Below are 16448 nucleotides of genomic sequence, written 5' to 3' on the forward strand. Positions count from 1 at the left end.
GAAGTGAACCTCCCTGACGAGGCCGCAACGCTGCGGCCGAGGTGGATGTGAGTCAACCCCGGCCGCGAGTTTGCCGTCAAGGAGTGAATCCTTAACGAGATGACAACGGAGTCATCCGTTATCTAAATGAAGACACGGCGGCGGGAGCCCGCACTCCAATCCCATTTTCCGCCAAAAGCGTCGAATCGCCCATCTCGCTGAGTACGAGGGCGAGCGCGCCCAGTACCTCCGCACGGCCGCCCAGCGTCCCCGTCAGCACGGACAGCTGCCGGGCCGCGCTGGGGATCGCGTACCGCCCCACGGATTCCCGGATCGGCGCCAGGACCAGCTCACCGGCCTCCGCCAGCGATCCGCCGAGCACGATCCGGGAGGGGTTCAGGAGGTTGCAGAGGCTGGCCACGCCGCTGCCGACGTGCCGGCCCACGTCGGAGATGACCCGCCGGCAGCCCGGGTCCCCCTCCCGGGCCAGCTCGACCACCTTCTCCATCGTCAGCTCCGGCCCGTGGCTCCCCTGGAGCAGGGGCAGCACGTAGCGGGCGGCGGCGAAGGTCTCCAGGCACCCGCGGTTGCCGCAGCGGCAGACCGGCCCCGACTCGTCCAGGGTGATGTGCCCGATCTCCCCGGCGGTGCCGCCGGGACCCCGGTAGATCTGGCCGTTGATCACCAGGCCGGCCCCCACACCGCTGGCGACCTTGATGTACGCCAGGTCCCGGACCCCGCGCCCGCTCCCCCACACCAGCTCGCCCAGCGCGCCGAGGTTGGCGTCGTTGTCCACGTAGACGGGCACGCCCAGGCGCTGCGACAGCTCCCGGCGCGGGTTGATGCCGGCCCAGCCCGGCAGGATCGCGGTGGAGCCGAGCGTTCCGGACTCCACGTCGATGGGGCCGGGGACGCCGAGCCCGACGCCGATGACCTTGTCGCGGGCCACGCCGACCTGCTGGACCAGCCGTCCGACCAGCGCTTCCGCCCGGTCGAAGCCGTCCACCCAGGAGGCGTCCACGTCCAGCGGCTCGGACTCCTCGGCCAGCACCTGGTGCGCGAGGTTGCCGACCGCCACCCGCAGGTGGGTGTGGCCGAAGTCCACGCCGATCACGATGCCCGCGTCCCCGCTGAGCGAGACGCTGCGCGCCCGCCGGCCGCCCGCCGAGGTGTCGGTGACCTCGACGGTCCCGCCCTCCTTGAGCTCACGGACGATGTTGGAGACCGTGGCCGCCGACAGTCCGGTGGTACGGGCGATCTCCGCCTGGGTCAGCGAACCCGCGAGGCGCACCGCCCGCACGACGCGTTCGAGGTTCGCGCGATGCAGCGAGGACTGCGATCCGGGAGTCTGCACGACTCATCCACTCCTGCCCTTAAGCGACGGCCATCCGTCGCCCCCCGGCCGGTCGTCGCGGCTGCGTGCTCCGAGACCCCGGCGTCTCTCCAACTTGTGAACCTTAAGTCGAGCGTTTGGCCCCGTCGGCGTCAAGGGCCGGACACATGCCGAAACGGACACGACTGGCCAAAGGGATGAACACCGCCCTCCGAGATCGTGTTACGGTCGCCGAGGCGCCCGTCCTCTGCGGCCTCCGGGCCGGACCTGGCGCCACGTATCGACGGCGCGACGCGAGGAGGTGTTCGGGATGAGTCCCGACCGAAGTCTTCGCCGCGCTCTCGTCGGCTGAGCGTTCCGTTCCGGAACGCGACTTTCCCCGTCTTTCCTCTTTCCGCATGTCCTGGCTCTCCTGTCAGGCATACGTCATCCATGTCCACGGCGCACCCCGTGGCGGCCGCCGCCGCCCCGCGCCGCACCATGACCACTCCACGTGACCGCGCGGCTGCGCGCTGCCCGGACGCGGTGGAGGGAGGTATTCGTCATGACCATGCTCACCCCTCGTACCCCCGCGAAGCTCGCACCGCCGGGCCGGACCCGCCGCGAGCGCAGGGCCGCCGAGCTGGAGTCGGCCACCCGTCGGGTCGCCGAGCGCCTCGCGGAGGTCAGCGCCTGCCCGGCCGTCCGGGTCCTCCAGGAGACCGACACCTCCCACGACGGCCTCACGCACGGCGAGGCCGTGCGCCGCCTGGGCCTGCACGGCCCCAATGCCGTCGCCCAGGAGCGCGCCCCGCACTGGACGGCGCAGCTCGCGAAGGCGTTCTGGAACCCCTTCATCGGCGTGCTGGCCTTCCTGGCCGCCGTCATGTTCTGGCAGGACCCGGAGGACCCGGGCGTCCTCATCCTCTCCGTGATGGTGGCGGTCAGCGGACTGCTGCGGTTCTGGCAGGAGTACCGCTCCGGGCGCGCCGCCGACGCGCTGAGGAAGCTCGTCACCACCACCTGCGCGGTGCGGCGCAGGGCGGGCAGCGGCTCGGTGCCGACCACGATCGAAGTGCCCATGGACCGGGTGGTCCCCGGCGACCTGGTCCTGCTGGCCGCCGGCGACCTGATCCCCGCCGACCTGCGGCTGCTCACCGCCAAGGACCTGATGGTCAGCCAGGCGGCCCTGTCCGGCGAGTCGTTGCCCGTGGCCAAGGCCGACGCTCCCCCTCGCTCCGCCGCGGGGACCCCCAGCGCGGAAGACCTCGGCCGGCACACGACGACCGACCCGGTCGAGGCCGACAACCTCTGCCTGATGGGGACGTCGGTCACCTCCGGCACCGCCACCGGGGTGGTCGTGGCGACGGGCTCCGAAACCTGGTTCGGCTCCATGGCGGGCACCCTGGTCGGAGAGAGCCCGCAGACCAACTTCGACACCGGCGTGCGCAAGGTCAGCTTCCTGCTGATCCGGTTCATGCTGGTGATGGTCCCGGTGGTCTTCATGGTCAACGGCCTGACCAAGGGCGACTGGAACGAGGCCTTCCTGTTCGGTGTCGCCGTCGCGGTGGGCCTGACCCCCGAGATGCTGCCGATGGTCGTCTCCGCCAACCTGGCGCGCGGCGCGGTGGCCATGGCGAAGCGCAAGGTGGTCGTCAAGCGGCTGGACGCCATCCAGAACCTGGGCGCCATGGACGTGCTCTGCACGGACAAGACCGGCACCCTCACCGAGGACCGGATCGTCCTGGACCGCTACCTCGACGTGCACGGCGACGAGGACGGCGAGGTCCTGGAGTACGGCTACCTCAACGCGCACTTCCAGACGGGCCTGCGCAACCTGCTGGACCAGGCGGTCATCGACCGGGTGAACGAGGCCGAGGAGGTTGTCGTCGACGCACGGTTCACGATGGTCGACGAGATCCCCTTCGACTTCGCCCGACGGCGGATGTCCGTGGTCCTGAACCGCAACGCGTTGGCCGTCGGCCCCGGCCGCGCCGAGCACGTGATGATCACCAAGGGCGCGGTGGAGGAGGTCCTGGACCTCTGCACCCACATGAGGGACCGGGGGGAGACCGTCGAGCTCACCGAGGGGCTGCGCCGCCGCGTCACCGCCGTCGCCGAGGACGGCAACCGCAGGGGTCTGCGGGTCCTGGCCGTGGCCACCCGCCGGATCACCGCGCCGCGCGGCACCTACACCGTCGCGGACGAGGACGGGCTGACCCTGGTCGGCTTCCTCGCCTTCCTCGACCCGCCGAAGGCCTCCGCCGCCCGGGCCCTGCGGGGGCTGGCCGACAAGGGCATCGCGGTGAAGGTGGTCACCGGGGACAACGAGCTGGTCGCGGCCCGGGTCTGCGCCGACGTCGGCATCGAGGTGGGCCGCGTGGTCACCGGCTCCGAGGTGGACTCCCTCGACGACCCCGGACTGCGCGCGCTGGCCGCCCGTACGACGGTCTTCGCCAAGGCCAACCCGGTGCAGAAGGCCCGCATCGTGCGGGCCCTGCGGGCGGACGGCCGTACGGTCGGCTTCCTCGGGGACGGCATCAACGACGCGGCCGCGCTGAGGGACGCCGACGTCGGCATCTCCGTCGACACGGCCGTCGACATCGCCAAGGAGTCGGCGGACATCATCCTGCTGGAGAAGGACCTGACGGTGCTGGAGCAGGGCGTGGTCCAGGGGCGCACCACCTTCGGCAACACGATCAAGTACATCAAGATGACGGCCTCGTCCAACTTCGGCAACGTCTTCTCGGTCCTGGTGGCGAGCGCCTTCATCCCCTTCCAGCCGATGCTCGCGATCATGCTGCTGGTGCAGAACCTGGTCTACGACATCTCCCAGCTGGCCACGCCCTGGGACCGGATGGACGAGGAGTACCTGCGCAGGCCCCGGAACTGGGACGCCGGGGGCATCTTCCGTTTCATGGTGACGATCGGCCCCATCAGCTCCCTCTTCGACATCACCATGTTCGTGGTCATGTGGAACGTGTTCGGCGCCGACACGGTGGGCGAGGCCTCGCTCTTCCAGACCGGCTGGTTCGTCGAGGGCCTGCTCTCCCAGACCCTGGTCGTCCACATGATCCGGACCCGCAAGATCCCCTTCCTCCAGTCCCGCGCCTCCTGGCCGGTGATGGCGATGACCGTCCTGGCCGTGCTGACCGGGCTCTGGCTGCCGTTCTCACCGCTGGCCCCCGCCCTCGGCTTCACCGCCCTCCCGGCGGACTACTTCCCCTGGCTGGCCGTGGTGCTCCTGAGCTACTGCGCACTGACGCAGCTGGTGAAGGCCCGCTACATCAAGCGCTTCGGCACCTGGCTGTAGCGGGCTGTCAAGCCACGGGCTCCCGGGACGTGACCCCGGGCCCGCGGCTGCGGCTCACTGGAGGGGTGGTTCCCGCTTCCCCCGACCCCCAGGAGGGCCTCATGCCCCGCACCACGAAGACGACCCGTCTCGCCGTGCTGGCCGCCTCGACCGCGGCGGCCGCGGGGGCGGTCCTGTTCCCGGCGACCGCGTTCGCCGGGTCACCCGCGACCGCTCCGACGGTCGCGACGGACGGCAGCGGCAACACCGGCAACGGCAGCTCCGCAGTACGCCGCGGTGGCGCCCTGCCCGACGGCTCGGAGCCCGACGACTCCGAGCGCGGCGGCGTGCTCACCGAGGATCCGGCCGCGCCGCAGCAGCGGCAGAAGCCGTGGTGGGCCCCCGGCCAGTGGTGGAAGCACGGCAATCACCAGATGCAGTGCTTCGCCGCCCCCTGCGGACCCCCGGGCGTCCCTGCCGGCGGGGGCCCCAACCCGGCGACCGGCCCGGGCAGCCTCGGCGGCGACACGGAGACCGGCGGCGGCTCGCTGAGCGTCTTCGGCTGAGGCGTCACTTCAGGGTGGCCGAGGTCAGGCCCGCCTGGATCTGGCGCTGGAAGGAGAGGTAGACCACCAGCATCGGGATCATCGCGATGGTCACGCCGGCGAAGAGCACCGGCAGGTCCGTCTCGTAGCCCATCTGGTACTGGAGCTGGATCAGGCCCTGGGTGAGCATGTAGCGCTCGGGGTCGGATCCGCTCTGGGGCTGCATCAGCACCGAGGGCAGGATGTACTGGTTCCACTGGCCCAGGACATTGAATATCCCCACGCTGATCAGGCCCGGCTTGGCCATGGGCAGCATCACCCGGAAGAAGATCCGGGTGTCGGAGGCCCCGTCGATCACCGCGGCCTCGTGCACCGCCGTGGGCAGGGTGCGGAAGAAGGAGTGCATGAAGAAGACGGTGAAGGGCATCGAGTAGGCGACGTACACCAGGATCAGGCCCTGGTACGTGTTCAGCATGTCCAGGCGCTTGACCATGAAGAACAGGGGTACGAGCGCCAGGAAGACGGGGAACATGGCCCCGCTGACGAAGAAGTAGTAGATGATCCGGTTCCCCGGGAAGGGGTAGCGGGCCAGGACGTACGCGGCCATCGAGCCGAGCAGCATGGTCAGCGGGACCGAGAAGGCCAGCACCACGAGGGTGTGGCCGAAGTAGCCGCCGATGCCCTTGTCCCAGGCCCGGCCGAAGGCGTCGAAGTGCCAGTGGGACGGCCAGCTGAGGGCGGAGGCGCCGATCTGGGAGTCGGTCTTGAAGGAGCCGAGGGCCAGCCACACCAGGGGCAGGACGATCAGTACCGCCCAGACGGCGAGGAAGCCGTGGGAGAAGACGTTCAGCACCATGCCGTCGGAGCGGTTCCGGCCGCCGCCGGCCGGGCGGCCGCCCTGCCGGGACCGCTCGGCCGCGGACTCCCCGGGTGCCTTGATCACTGTGGTCATCGGGTCTCCCGCTCAGAACTCGATGCGCTCGCGGCGGGTGGCGCGCAGCGTGACGACGGAGAGGATCATGGTCAGGACCAGCATGACGACGCCCATGGCGCACGCGTAGCCGCTCTTGCCGAAGTAGAGGAAGTTGCGCATCAGCACGGTCGCCATGACCTCGCTGTGGTGGTCCGGTCCGCCGCCGAACTGGCCGGAGGTCATGGTGGACACCAGGACGAACATGTCCATGGCGGCGATGCCCAGGTAGACCGCCGAGGTCTGCACCGAGTCCCACAGCAGGGGCAGCGTGACCCTCAGGAAGGTCTGGGCGCGGCCCGCCCCGTCGAGCAGGGCGGCCTCGTAGATGTCCTTGGGCACGGACTGCATGGCGGCCGAGAAGAGGACCAGGTAGAAGCCGACCCCGTGCCACACCACCACGAGCAGCAGGCACCACAGGACCAGGTTCGGCCGGTTGAGCCACTCGACGGGGTGGGCCGGGTCCACCAGGCCCAGCTTGGCGAGGAACGCGTTCAGCAGACCGCCCGTGTCGCTGCGGTACACCGCTCCGAAGAGGACGGCGAGGATGGCGAGGGAGAGGACCTGCGGGAAGAAGTAGACGATCTTGTAGAAGGCCGACCCGCGGACGCCCCGCACCCCGCCGGCCCCGCTGCGCCCTCCCGCGTTCACCATGAAGGCGAAGAAGAGGGCGAGCAGGATGGTGACGGCGGGGACGAACACCAGGAGCAGCAGGTTGTGCCACAGGGCGCCGCGGAAGACCTCGTCCCGCATCAGGGCCGAGTAGTTCTCCAGGCCGACGAAGTCGAACGTCGGGGACTGGCCGGACCAGTTGGTGAAGGAGTAGCCGAACGTCTGCACGTACGGCCAGATGACGAAGGTCAGGTACAGCGCGAGCGGCAGGACGAGGAAGCCGGCGATGAAGCCGGCCCGTCCCCTGCTCCGGGCTACTTGGCTCATGGTGTCCGTCCCTGGTGACGCCGCCGGTTGGACGTGGGGTCAGCTGCGGTGGTTGTTCTTGGCGCTGGGGTCCTTGGCGGCCTTGTCCACCGCGGCCTGGGCCCGCTTGATCCACTCCTTCGGCTGGATGCGCTGGGCCATCAGCTCATTGGACGCGTTCTGGATCTCGGTGTCCATTTCGCTGTACCAGTCGGGGTACAGGTAGTTGAAGGTGTCGGCTCCGGCGGCCTTGACGGCGGCCACGGCCGACTGGGTGCCGGGGCGGAGCTTGACGCCCGGGTCCACGCCGTCCTTGACGACGGTGAGGGAGTTGGCCTGCTGGGCGAAGACGGTCGACCATTCGCGGGACAGCATGGTGCGCAGGAACTCCAGGCCGCCGGCCTTGTTGGCGGCCTTCTCCGGGACGACGAAGGCCTCGTTGGCGCCCGCCCGGATGGCGGTGAAGGGGAGCTTGCTGCCGGCGAGCAGCGGCACGGGCAGGAACTTCATGTCGAAGTCGTCCGGGGTCTGCTTGAGCTGCTCGTTCTCCAGCCAGGATCCGGAGGGGATGAAGGCGGCCTTGTACTGGTTCCAGGCGGTCTGTGACTCCGTATGGGTGAGGCCGTTGGTGCCGGGCATCAGGTAGCCCTTCTCGACCACCTCGTAGACGGCCTCCACGGCGGCCAGGGCGTCCGGGTTGCCCTCGAAGGCGTTGGGGGCGAGGTTGTCGATGGCCTTCATGGCCTCCAGACCGCCCTTCTTGGCGATCAAGTCCATGATCACGACATTGATGTAGTAGGGGTACTTCCCCTGGTGGGCCAGGCCGCCGATGCCGGCCTCCTTGGCCTTGGCGCAGATCGCCAGGAACTCGTCCCAGGTCTTGGGCTCGGTCCAGCCCTTCTCCTTGAAGAGCTTGCCGGAGTACCAGAGGCCGAAGACGGTGTAGACGTAGTTGAGGGCGACGAACTTGCCTCCCTGGGAGCCCTGTTGGACCGTTCCGGCGATCAGGGTGTCGCGGATCTTCTTGTTCGGGTCGTCGAGCGAGGGGGCGTCGAGGAGAGGGGTCAGGTCGGCGAGCTGGTTGCCCTTGGCGAGGACGTCGATCTTGATCATCTGGGCGCCGGAGTCGTTGAGGACGTCCGGCGGGTTGCCGCCGTTGAAGCGCGGCTGGAGCTTGGCCGCGATCTCCTGGGTGCCCAGGTGGGAGCTGGTGGTACCCCACTTCTTGTCGAACGCCGCCTCCCAGGCCTTGGCGTAGTCGTCGCCGAAGCCGCCCTTGAAGATGACCACGTCGAGTTTGCCGCCCTTGGCGAGGCCGAAGGGGTTCTCCTTGGACACGAGCCCCTTGTCCGGGCCGTTCGCGGAGGTGTCGCCACCGCCCGAGGCACAGGCGGACAGGAAGCTCATCGTCGGCACGGCGATCAGTCCGAGCGCTGCGGAGCGCTTGATCAGATCGCGGCGGCCGAGGCCCTCACCGGTGGATCCCATGCTCAAGTCCTCGCCTTCGTCAGGATTGGGGCACAGGTATAGTCCACTTCCGCTTGGCTCAGCAAGATCGTGCACAAGGATCGTTCCCGGCTTTTCCGAGTTGAGACCTGTCCGTCATCTGATTCCGCCGCCCCGAAAAGCGGAAGGGCCGCACCCCCTTGTCGGGGGTACGGCCCTATGGTGCCGACAACCGGCGGATCGCTCCGCCTGGCGCGCCCTTAGCCGCGGATGAGGTTGCGGAGGACGTACTGCATGATGCCGCCGTTGCGGTAGTAGTCCGCCTCACCCGGCGTGTCGATGCGCACGACCGCGTCGAAGGAGACACCGGTGTCGGTGGTGACCTTCACCGTGCGCGGGGTGGTGCCGTTGTTCAGCTCCTCCACACCGGTGAAGGAGAAGGTCTCCTCGCCGGTGAGGCCCAGGGAGGCCGCGGTGGCACCCTCGGGGAACTGGAGCGGGAGGACGCCCATGCCGATCAGGTTGGAGCGGTGGATGCGCTCGTAGGACTCGGCGATGACGGCCTTGACGCCGAGCAGCGCGGTGCCCTTGGCGGCCCAGTCGCGGGACGAGCCCGAGCCGTACTCCTTGCCCGCCAGGATGACCAGCGGGATGCCGGCGGCCTGGTAGTTCTGGGAGGCGTCGTAGATGAAGGAGACCGGCGCGCCCTCGACGGTGAAGTCGCGGGTGAAGCCGCCCTCGGTGCCCGGCGCGATCTGGTTGCGCAGGCGGATGTTGGCGAAGGTACCGCGGATCATGACCTCGTGGTTGCCGCGGCGCGAGCCGTAGCTGTTGAAGTCGCGGCGCTCGACGCCGTGCTCCGTGAGGTACTTGCCGGCCGGGGTGTCGGCCTTGATCGCGCCCGCCGGGGAGATGTGGTCGGTGGTGACCGAGTCGCCCAGCTTCGCCAGCACGCGGGCGCCGGCGATGTCGGAGACCGGGGTGGTCTCCATCGTCATGCCCTCGAAGTAGGGGGGCTTGCGGACGTAGGTGGACTCGGCGTCCCACTCGAAGGTGTTGCCGGTCGGGATCGGCAGCGCCTGCCACTGGGCGTCGCCCGCGAAGACGTCCTCGTAGGACTTCGAGAACATGTCCTCGCCGATGGCGTTGGCCACGACGTCGTTGACCTCGGCCTCGGAGGGCCAGATGTCCTTGAGGAAGACCGGGTTGCCCTCGGTGTCGGTGCCGATGGCCTCGGTGGTGATGTCCACCTTCATGGAGCCCGCGATGGCGTACGCGACGACCAGCGGCGGGGACGCCAGGTAGTTCATCTTGACGTCGGGGTTGATGCGGCCCTCGAAGTTGCGGTTGCCCGAGAGGACCGAGGTGACCGCGAGGTCGTGCTCGTTGATCGCCTTCGAGATCTCCTCGTCCAGCGGACCGGAGTTGCCGATGCAGGTGGTGCAGCCGTACCCGACGAGGTTGAAGCCCATCTTGTCGAGGTACGGGGTCAGGCCGGCCTTGTCGAAGTAGTCGGTGACGACCTTCGAGCCCGGGGCCAGGGTGGTCTTGACCCACGGCTTGCGGGTCAGGCCCTTCTCGACCGCCTTCTTGGCCACGAGCGCCGCGGCGACCATGACGTAGGGGTTCGAGGTGTTGGTGCAGGAGGTGATCGCGGCGACGGTGACGGCGCCGTGGTCGATCTCGAAGGAGGTGCCGTCGGCCAGGGTGACCTGGGTCGGGCGGGTCGGCACGCCGTTGGCGGAGGCCGGGGCGTCGGAGGCCGGGAAGGACTCCTTGCCCGCCTCGTCGGCGTCGTCCACGTAGTTGCGGACGTCCTGGGCGAACTGCTGCGCGGCGTTGGCCAGGACGATGCGGTCCTGCGGGCGCTTCGGGCCGGCGATGGAGGGGACGACCGTGGAGAGGTCCAGCTCCAGCTTCTCGGAGAAGTCGGGCTCGGCCTTCGGGTCCAGCCAGAGGCCCTGCTCCTTGGCGTACGCCTCGACCAGCGCGACCTGCTGGGCGTCGCGGCCCGTCAGGCGCAGGTACTTCAGCGTCTCGTCGTCGATCGGGAAGATCGCGGCGGTCGAGCCGAACTCCGGCGACATGTTGCCGATGGTGGCGCGGTTCGCGAGGGAGGTGGCGGCGACGCCCTCACCGTAGAACTCGACGAACTTGCCGACGACGCCGTGCTTGCGCAGCATCTCGGTGATCGTGAGCACCAGGTCGGTGGCGGTGGTGCCGGTCGGCAGCTCGCCGGTCAGCTTGAAGCCGACGACGCGCGGGATCAGCATGGAGACCGGCTGGCCGAGCATCGCGGCCTCGGCCTCGATGCCGCCGACGCCCCAGCCGAGCACGCCGAGGCCGTTGACCATGGTGGTGTGCGAGTCGGTGCCGACCAGGGTGTCCGGGTAGGCCTGTCCGCCCCGGACCATGACCGTGCGGGCCAGGTGCTCGATGTTGACCTGGTGGACGATGCCGGTGCCCGGGGGGACGACCTTGAAGTCGTCGAAGGCGGTCTGGCCCCAGCGCAGGAACTGGTAGCGCTCCTTGTTGCGGCCGTACTCCAGCTCCACGTTCTGGGCGAACGCGTCCTTGGTGCCGAACTTGTCGGCGATGACCGAGTGGTCGATGACCAGCTCGGCCGGGGAGAGGGGGTTGACCTTGGACGGGTCGCCGCCGAGCTCCTTCACGGCCTCACGCATGGTGGCGAGGTCCACGACGCAGGGGACGCCGGTGAAGTCCTGCATGATCACGCGGGCCGGCGTGAACTGGATCTCCTGGCTGGGCTGCGCCTGGGAGTCCCAGCCGCCGAGCGCCCGGATGTGGTCGGCGGTGATGTTCGCGCCGTCCTCCGTGCGGAGCAGGTTCTCCAGCAGGACCTTCAGGCTGTAGGGAAGGCGGGCGGCGCCCTCGACCTTGTCCAGCCGGAAGATCTCGTACGACTCGTCGCCCACCTGCAGCGTGCTGCGGGCGTCGAAGCTGTTCGCCGACACGACAGTCTCCTTCATGCATGATTTCGCGCGTATTACCGCATCCTGCCGCCACGCCCTGTGGCCAATCCGCTAAGGTAAGGCTAAGTTAGGTAGCCCTTACCGGCGGGGGCGGCTGCGGTACGCCTTCGGCAGATATCTCGATGTCGAGATAACTCTAGTACATGGCCGCGCCTCGGGTCAGCACGCCTCCGCGTCCGTCTCGGCACGTCGCGCCGTCCCGCACTCGCCGTCCACTGCTGCCGCACATCTCGTCACCCCGCGCTCAACGCAGGGACGAGGTCCGGTGGAGCAGGGTCGCGGGGACGGTGAGCCCGCCGGGAGCGGCGGGCGCGCCCGGCTCCAGCAGGGCGACCAGGGCCGCCACCGCCGACTCGGCGAGTGCCTCCGGGTGGAGGGTCACCGTGGTGACGGGGGGCCGGCAGTCCGCGTACGCCGGATCCTCGCTCGCGCAGACCAGCAGCAGGTCCTGCGGCACCGACAGGCCGTGCCGGGCCGCGGCGGCCAGGGCCTGGCGGCCGCCCGGGTCGTACAGGGAGTACACGGCGTCGGCCGCGCCCTCGGCGAAGAGGGGGTCGAAGGCGTGGCCGGGTCCGTCGCGGGGGTCGAAGCGGACCGGCAGCGGGGTCCGGCCGCGGCGCGCGCACCAGCGGCCGTACGCCTCGGTGACGGCCCGGGTGTAGTGCTCGTCGCCGAAGCCGGTGTGCAGCGCGATGCGGCGGGCGCCGGCGGCTGCGAGGTGGTCGAGGACCTCGTGGGTGGTGGCGGTGTGGTCGTTGTCCACCCAGACGTCGCCCGGTCGGGGATCGGCGGGCCGGCCGTCGAAGACCAGCGGGATGCCCCGGGCCCGCAGGGCGCGCAGCACCGGGTCGTCGTCGGGGCTGTCGAGCAGCAGCATCCCGTCCACCGCGAGGTGGTGCCAGGGGGTGCCGGCGCCCCGGTCGGCGGGCAGGGTGGTCAGGGCGTAGCCGCGGGCGTGGGCCGCGGAGGTGGCGGCGGTCAGCCAGCGGGAGAAGTAGGCGACGGCCACGAAGTTCCACGGGGCACCGGCGAAGGTGGTCACGGCCAGGCCGAGGGTGCGGGTGCGGGGGGTGCGCGGAGCGCCGTACCCCAGGCCGGTCGCGATCTCGCGGACCCGGCGGCGGGTCCCCTCGGCGAGCCGTCCGGTGCCGTTCAGGGCGTGGGAGACCGTGGCGGTGGACACCTCCGCGGCGCGGGCGATGTCGGCGAGGGTCGGTCCGGGCGGCACGCGGGTCATCGTACGGATTCCACGGTCGGCGGCCTACGGTCCGGCGTGCGGAATCCGTCGCGGCGGGCGGCTTCTGGTTAAGGGGTTAATCACCCAGTCTCCTGGCCACAGCCAACGGTTTGGAGTGGTCATGACGTCTTCTGTTTCCCGGCGCGGGCTCCTCGCGGCGGCGGGGGCCGCCGGAGCGGCGGGTCTGCTGGGCGCCGGTGCCGGCAGCGCCTCGGCGGCCCCGGCGCGCGGTTCCGCGGCGCTGGTGGTGCACGGCGCGCGGGTGTTCACGGGCACCCCGGGCGGCGCGCCGGCCACGGCCGTGGCGGTCGGCCGCGACGGGCGGATCCTGGCCGTCGGCGGCGACGCGGAGGTGCGCCGGCTGGCCGGCCGGGACACCGAGGTGGTCGACGGGCGCGGTGCCACCCTGATGAGCGGGATCCACGACGGGCACGTGCACCCGCTGGGCGCGGGCGACCGGTCGCTGCGGCCCTCGCTGGAGGGCGCGGAGACGACGGCCGCCGAGCTGACGGAGATCCTCACGGGCTTCCTCGCCGACACCGGCGGAGCCGGGGCGGAGCCCGACACCTGGCTGGTGGTGGAGGACTGGAACCCGGTCGGACTGCTGCCCTCCGGAACCCTGCCGCACCACGCGCTGCTGGACGCGCTGCCCACCCGCCGGCCGGTGGCGCTGGTCGGCGGTGACGGCCACAACCTGTGGGCGAACCAGCGGGCCCTGGACATCGCGGGCATCACGGCCACCACCCCCGACCCCGCGGGCGGCCGGATCGTCAAGGGCGCGGACGGGCAGCCGACGGGCGTGCTGAAGGACGACGCCCAGGAGCTGGTGAAGCGGCACGTGCCCGAGCCCACCCGGGCCGAGCTGGTCGAGGCCTGCGCCAAAGTGCTGGCCCAGGCCGCGGCCTCCGGGGTGACGACGATGATGGACGCCCTGGTCGGACGGCACGAACTGGAGCTCTACCAGGCCCTCTCGGCGGCCGGGCGGCTCCCGCAGCGGATCGTGCCGGCGATCCGGCTGGACGTGGAGCAGACGAAGGACCCCGCGGCGTCGAAGGCCTACGCGCTGGGGCTGGAGCGGGAGTTCCGGGGGGTGGCCGGGCTGCGCTTCGGCACGGTGAAGGTGTTCCTGGACGGGGTCATCGAGTACCCGGCGCAGACGGCCGCGCTGCTGGATCCGTACCTCGACGGCCAGGGCCGGCCCACCGCCAACCGCGGCGAGCTGTACACCTCGGCCGCCGACTACGGGCGGCTGACCGCCGCGTTCAACGCCATCGGCTGGCAGATGCACGCCCACGGCCTGGGCGACCGGGCCGTCCGCACCGCACTGGACGGGTACGAGGCGGCCCTGCGGGCCACGGGGAAGCGGGACCTGCGCAACACCGTCGCCCACCTCCAGCTGGTGGACCCGGCCGACCTGCCGCGGTTCGCCCGGCTCGGGGTGGCCGCCTGCATGCAGCTCCAGTGGGCCACCGCCGACACCTGGACGATGGAGGCGCTGCTGCCGTACATCGGTCCGGAGCGGCACCGGCGGATGTACCCGGCGCGCAGCCTGGAGCGGGCCGGCGCCCGGCTGACGGGCGGTTCGGACTGGCCGGTGGACGCGCTCCAGGTGTGGAACCAGCTCCGGACCGCGATCGACCGCCAGGGGGCGTACGGCGCGGGCGCGCTCCACCCGGAACTGGAGTCCCTGAGCCGGACCTCCACGCTGCGGATGCACACCCTGGGCACGGCCTGGCAGCTGCGCCAGGACGGACTGACCGGCACGGTGGAGCGGGGCAAGGCGGCGGACCTGGTGCTGCTGGACCGGGACGTGACGCGCTGCCCGGTGGCCGACATCAGCGGGACGCAGGTACGGATGACCCTGGTCGGCGGACGCGTGGTGCACGACGCCGCCTCGGCGGCGGGCCGCGCGGCCGCGGCCGGTCTGGCCCGCGGAGCGGCGGGCCCGCGCCCCGCCTCGTACGCGGCCGTCCACGGCGGCCGGCACCGCGCCTGCGGCTGTACGCGGCCCTGAGACGCCCTGGGGGGCGGGGGCGCCACGCCCTCGCCCCAGAGGGGGACCTGACGGCCGGTAAACCCGTTATCGCCGGTAACGCCCGTATCTCACCCATCCGTACCACCCGATGCGATCACCATCTCATATCTGAGATACCGTGCACCCATGGCAGACGACTACCTCGTACGCATCGGCAAGCTCATCCGTGACGCCCGGCAGCACCGGGGCTGGACCCAGACCCAGCTCGCCGAAGCGCTCGGCACCAGCCAGAGCGCGGTGAACCGCATCGAGCGCGGCAACCAGAACATCAGCCTTGAGATGATCGCCCGGATCGGTGAAGCGCTCGACAGCGAAATCGTCTCCCTGGGTTACGCCGGCCCGATGCACCTGCGCGTCGTCGGCGGCCGCCGCCTGTCCGGCGCGATCGACGTCAAGACGAGCAAGAACGCGTGCGTCGCCCTGCTGTGCGCCTCGCTGCTCAACAAGGGCCGTACCGTGCTGCGCCGGGTGGCCCGCATCGAGGAGGTCTACCGGCTCCTTGAGGTCCTCAACTCCATCGGCGTCCGCACCCGCTGGATCAACGACGGCGTGGACCTGGAGCTGATCCCCCCGGCCGTCCTCGACATGGACGCCATCGACGCGGAGGCGGCCGTCCGCACCCGCAGCATCATCATGTTCCTGGGCCCGCTGCTCCATCGGATGGAGCAGTTCCGCCTGCCCTACGCCGGCGGCTGCGACCTCGGCACCCGCACCATCGAGCCGCACATGATCGCCCTGCGCCGCTTCGGCCTGGACATCACCGCGACCGAGGGCATCTACCACGCGAAGGTCGAACCGGGCGTCGCCCCCGACTGCCCGATCGTCCTGACCGAGCGCGGGGACACGGTCACCGAGAACGCCCTGCTGGCCGCGGCCCGCCACGACGGCGTCACCGTCATCCGCAACGCCTCGTCCAACTACATGGTCCAGGACCTGTGCTTCTTCCTGGAGGCGCTGGGCGTCAAGGTCGAGGGCATCGGCACCACCACCCTCACCGTGCACGGCCTGCCGGTCATCGACGCGGACGTGGACTACTCCCCCTCGGAGGACCCGGTCGAGGCCATGAGCCTGCTGGCCGCCGCCGTGGTCACGGAGTCCGAACTCACCATCCGCCGGGTCCCGATCGAGTTCATGGAGATCGAGCTGGCGGTCCTGGAGGAGATGGGCCTGGACCACGACCGCTCCGCCGAGTACGTCGCCGACAACGGCCGCACCCGTCTGGTCGACCTCACGGTCCGCCCCTCCAAGCTCGAAGCCCCCATCGACAAGATCCACCCGATGCCCTTCCCCGGGCTGAACATCGACAACGTCCCCTTCTTCGCCGCCATCGCGGCGGTGGCCCAGGGCCAGACCCTGATCCACGACTGGGTGTACGACAACCGCGCCATCTACCTGACGGACCTCAACCGCCTGGGCGGCCGCCTCCAGCTCCTGGACCCGCACCGCGTCCTGGTGGAGGGCCCCACCCGCTGGCGCGCGGCCGAGATGATGTGCCCGCCGGCCCTGCGCCCGGCGGTGGTCGTCCTGCTGGCGATGATGGCGGCGGAGGGCACCTCCGTGCTGCGCAACGTCTACGTCATCAACCGCGGCTACGAGGAACTCGCCGAGCGCCTCAACTCGGTGGGCGCCCAGATCGAGATCTTCCGGGACATCTAGGACCGCCACGCCGCCCGGGCCGCGGCCGGGGGGCGGGATTCGGCCGGATGGCGCGGGACCGCTCG

The 16448-nt window shown here is 70.6% G+C and carries 10 protein-coding genes; 4 read left to right on the top strand and 6 right to left on the bottom strand.

The features are described from left to right. Window positions 1–118 precede the first annotated feature (118 nt). Window positions 119–1333, bottom strand: a complete 1215-nt coding sequence (locus WDV06_RS02870; RefSeq protein ID WP_395507977.1) for an ROK family transcriptional regulator — start codon at window positions 1331–1333, stop codon at window positions 119–121. Between the two features lie 523 nt (window positions 1334–1856). On the opposite strand from WDV06_RS02870, the gene mgtA reads away from it, so the two are divergent. After that, window positions 1857–4604, top strand: a complete 2748-nt coding sequence (gene mgtA / locus WDV06_RS02875) for a magnesium-translocating P-type ATPase (protein WP_395507978.1) — start codon at window positions 1857–1859, stop codon at window positions 4602–4604. Between the two features lie 101 nt (window positions 4605–4705). Continuing rightward, a complete protein-coding gene (locus tag WDV06_RS02880) occupies window positions 4706–5149 on the top strand; it encodes a hypothetical protein (RefSeq protein WP_395507979.1) in 444 nt (147 codons plus the stop codon). 4 nt (window positions 5150–5153) lie between these two features. Here WDV06_RS02880 and WDV06_RS02885 read toward each other — a convergent pair whose 3' ends face one another. The 5 genes from WDV06_RS02885 to WDV06_RS02905 all read right to left on the bottom strand — a co-directional run bounded on the left by WDV06_RS02885 (window position 5154) and on the right by WDV06_RS02905 (window position 12692). After that, window positions 5154–6080, bottom strand: coding sequence for a carbohydrate ABC transporter permease (locus WDV06_RS02885; protein ID WP_395507980.1), 927 nt, complete (start codon window positions 6078–6080; stop codon window positions 5154–5156). Window positions 6081–6092: 12 nt separating this feature from the next. Beyond that, entirely contained in the window at window positions 6093–7037 is a 945-nt protein-coding gene (locus tag WDV06_RS02890; protein ID WP_395507981.1) for a carbohydrate ABC transporter permease, read from the bottom strand. A gap of 39 nt (window positions 7038–7076) precedes the next feature. Continuing rightward, on the bottom strand, window positions 7077–8504 hold the full coding sequence (gene ngcE / locus WDV06_RS02895; protein ID WP_395507982.1) for an N-acetylglucosamine/diacetylchitobiose ABC transporter substrate-binding protein: 1428 nt from the start codon (window positions 8502–8504) through the stop codon (window positions 7077–7079). Window positions 8505–8722: 218 nt separating this feature from the next. Further along, window positions 8723–11437: an aconitate hydratase AcnA gene (acnA, locus tag WDV06_RS02900; protein ID WP_395507983.1), complete on the bottom strand. Its 2715-nt coding sequence runs from the start codon at window positions 11435–11437 to the stop codon at window positions 8723–8725. A gap of 262 nt (window positions 11438–11699) precedes the next feature. Beyond that, window positions 11700–12692, bottom strand: a complete 993-nt coding sequence (locus WDV06_RS02905; protein ID WP_395507984.1) for a LacI family DNA-binding transcriptional regulator — start codon at window positions 12690–12692, stop codon at window positions 11700–11702. 121 nt (window positions 12693–12813) lie between these two features. Here WDV06_RS02905 and WDV06_RS02910 point away from each other — a divergent pair, with 121 nt between their 5' ends. Beyond that, window positions 12814–14706: an amidohydrolase gene (locus WDV06_RS02910; protein WP_395507985.1), complete on the top strand. Its 1893-nt coding sequence runs from the start codon at window positions 12814–12816 to the stop codon at window positions 14704–14706. A gap of 147 nt (window positions 14707–14853) precedes the next feature. Continuing rightward, complete coding sequence (locus tag WDV06_RS02915) at window positions 14854–16383, top strand: helix-turn-helix domain-containing protein (protein WP_395507986.1); 1530 nt, start codon at window positions 14854–14856, stop codon at window positions 16381–16383. Window positions 16384–16448 lie beyond the last annotated feature (65 nt).

It is taken from the genome of Streptomyces racemochromogenes, assembly GCF_044129415.1.
Taxonomy (GTDB): domain Bacteria; phylum Actinomycetota; class Actinomycetes; order Streptomycetales; family Streptomycetaceae; genus Streptomyces; species Streptomyces racemochromogenes_A.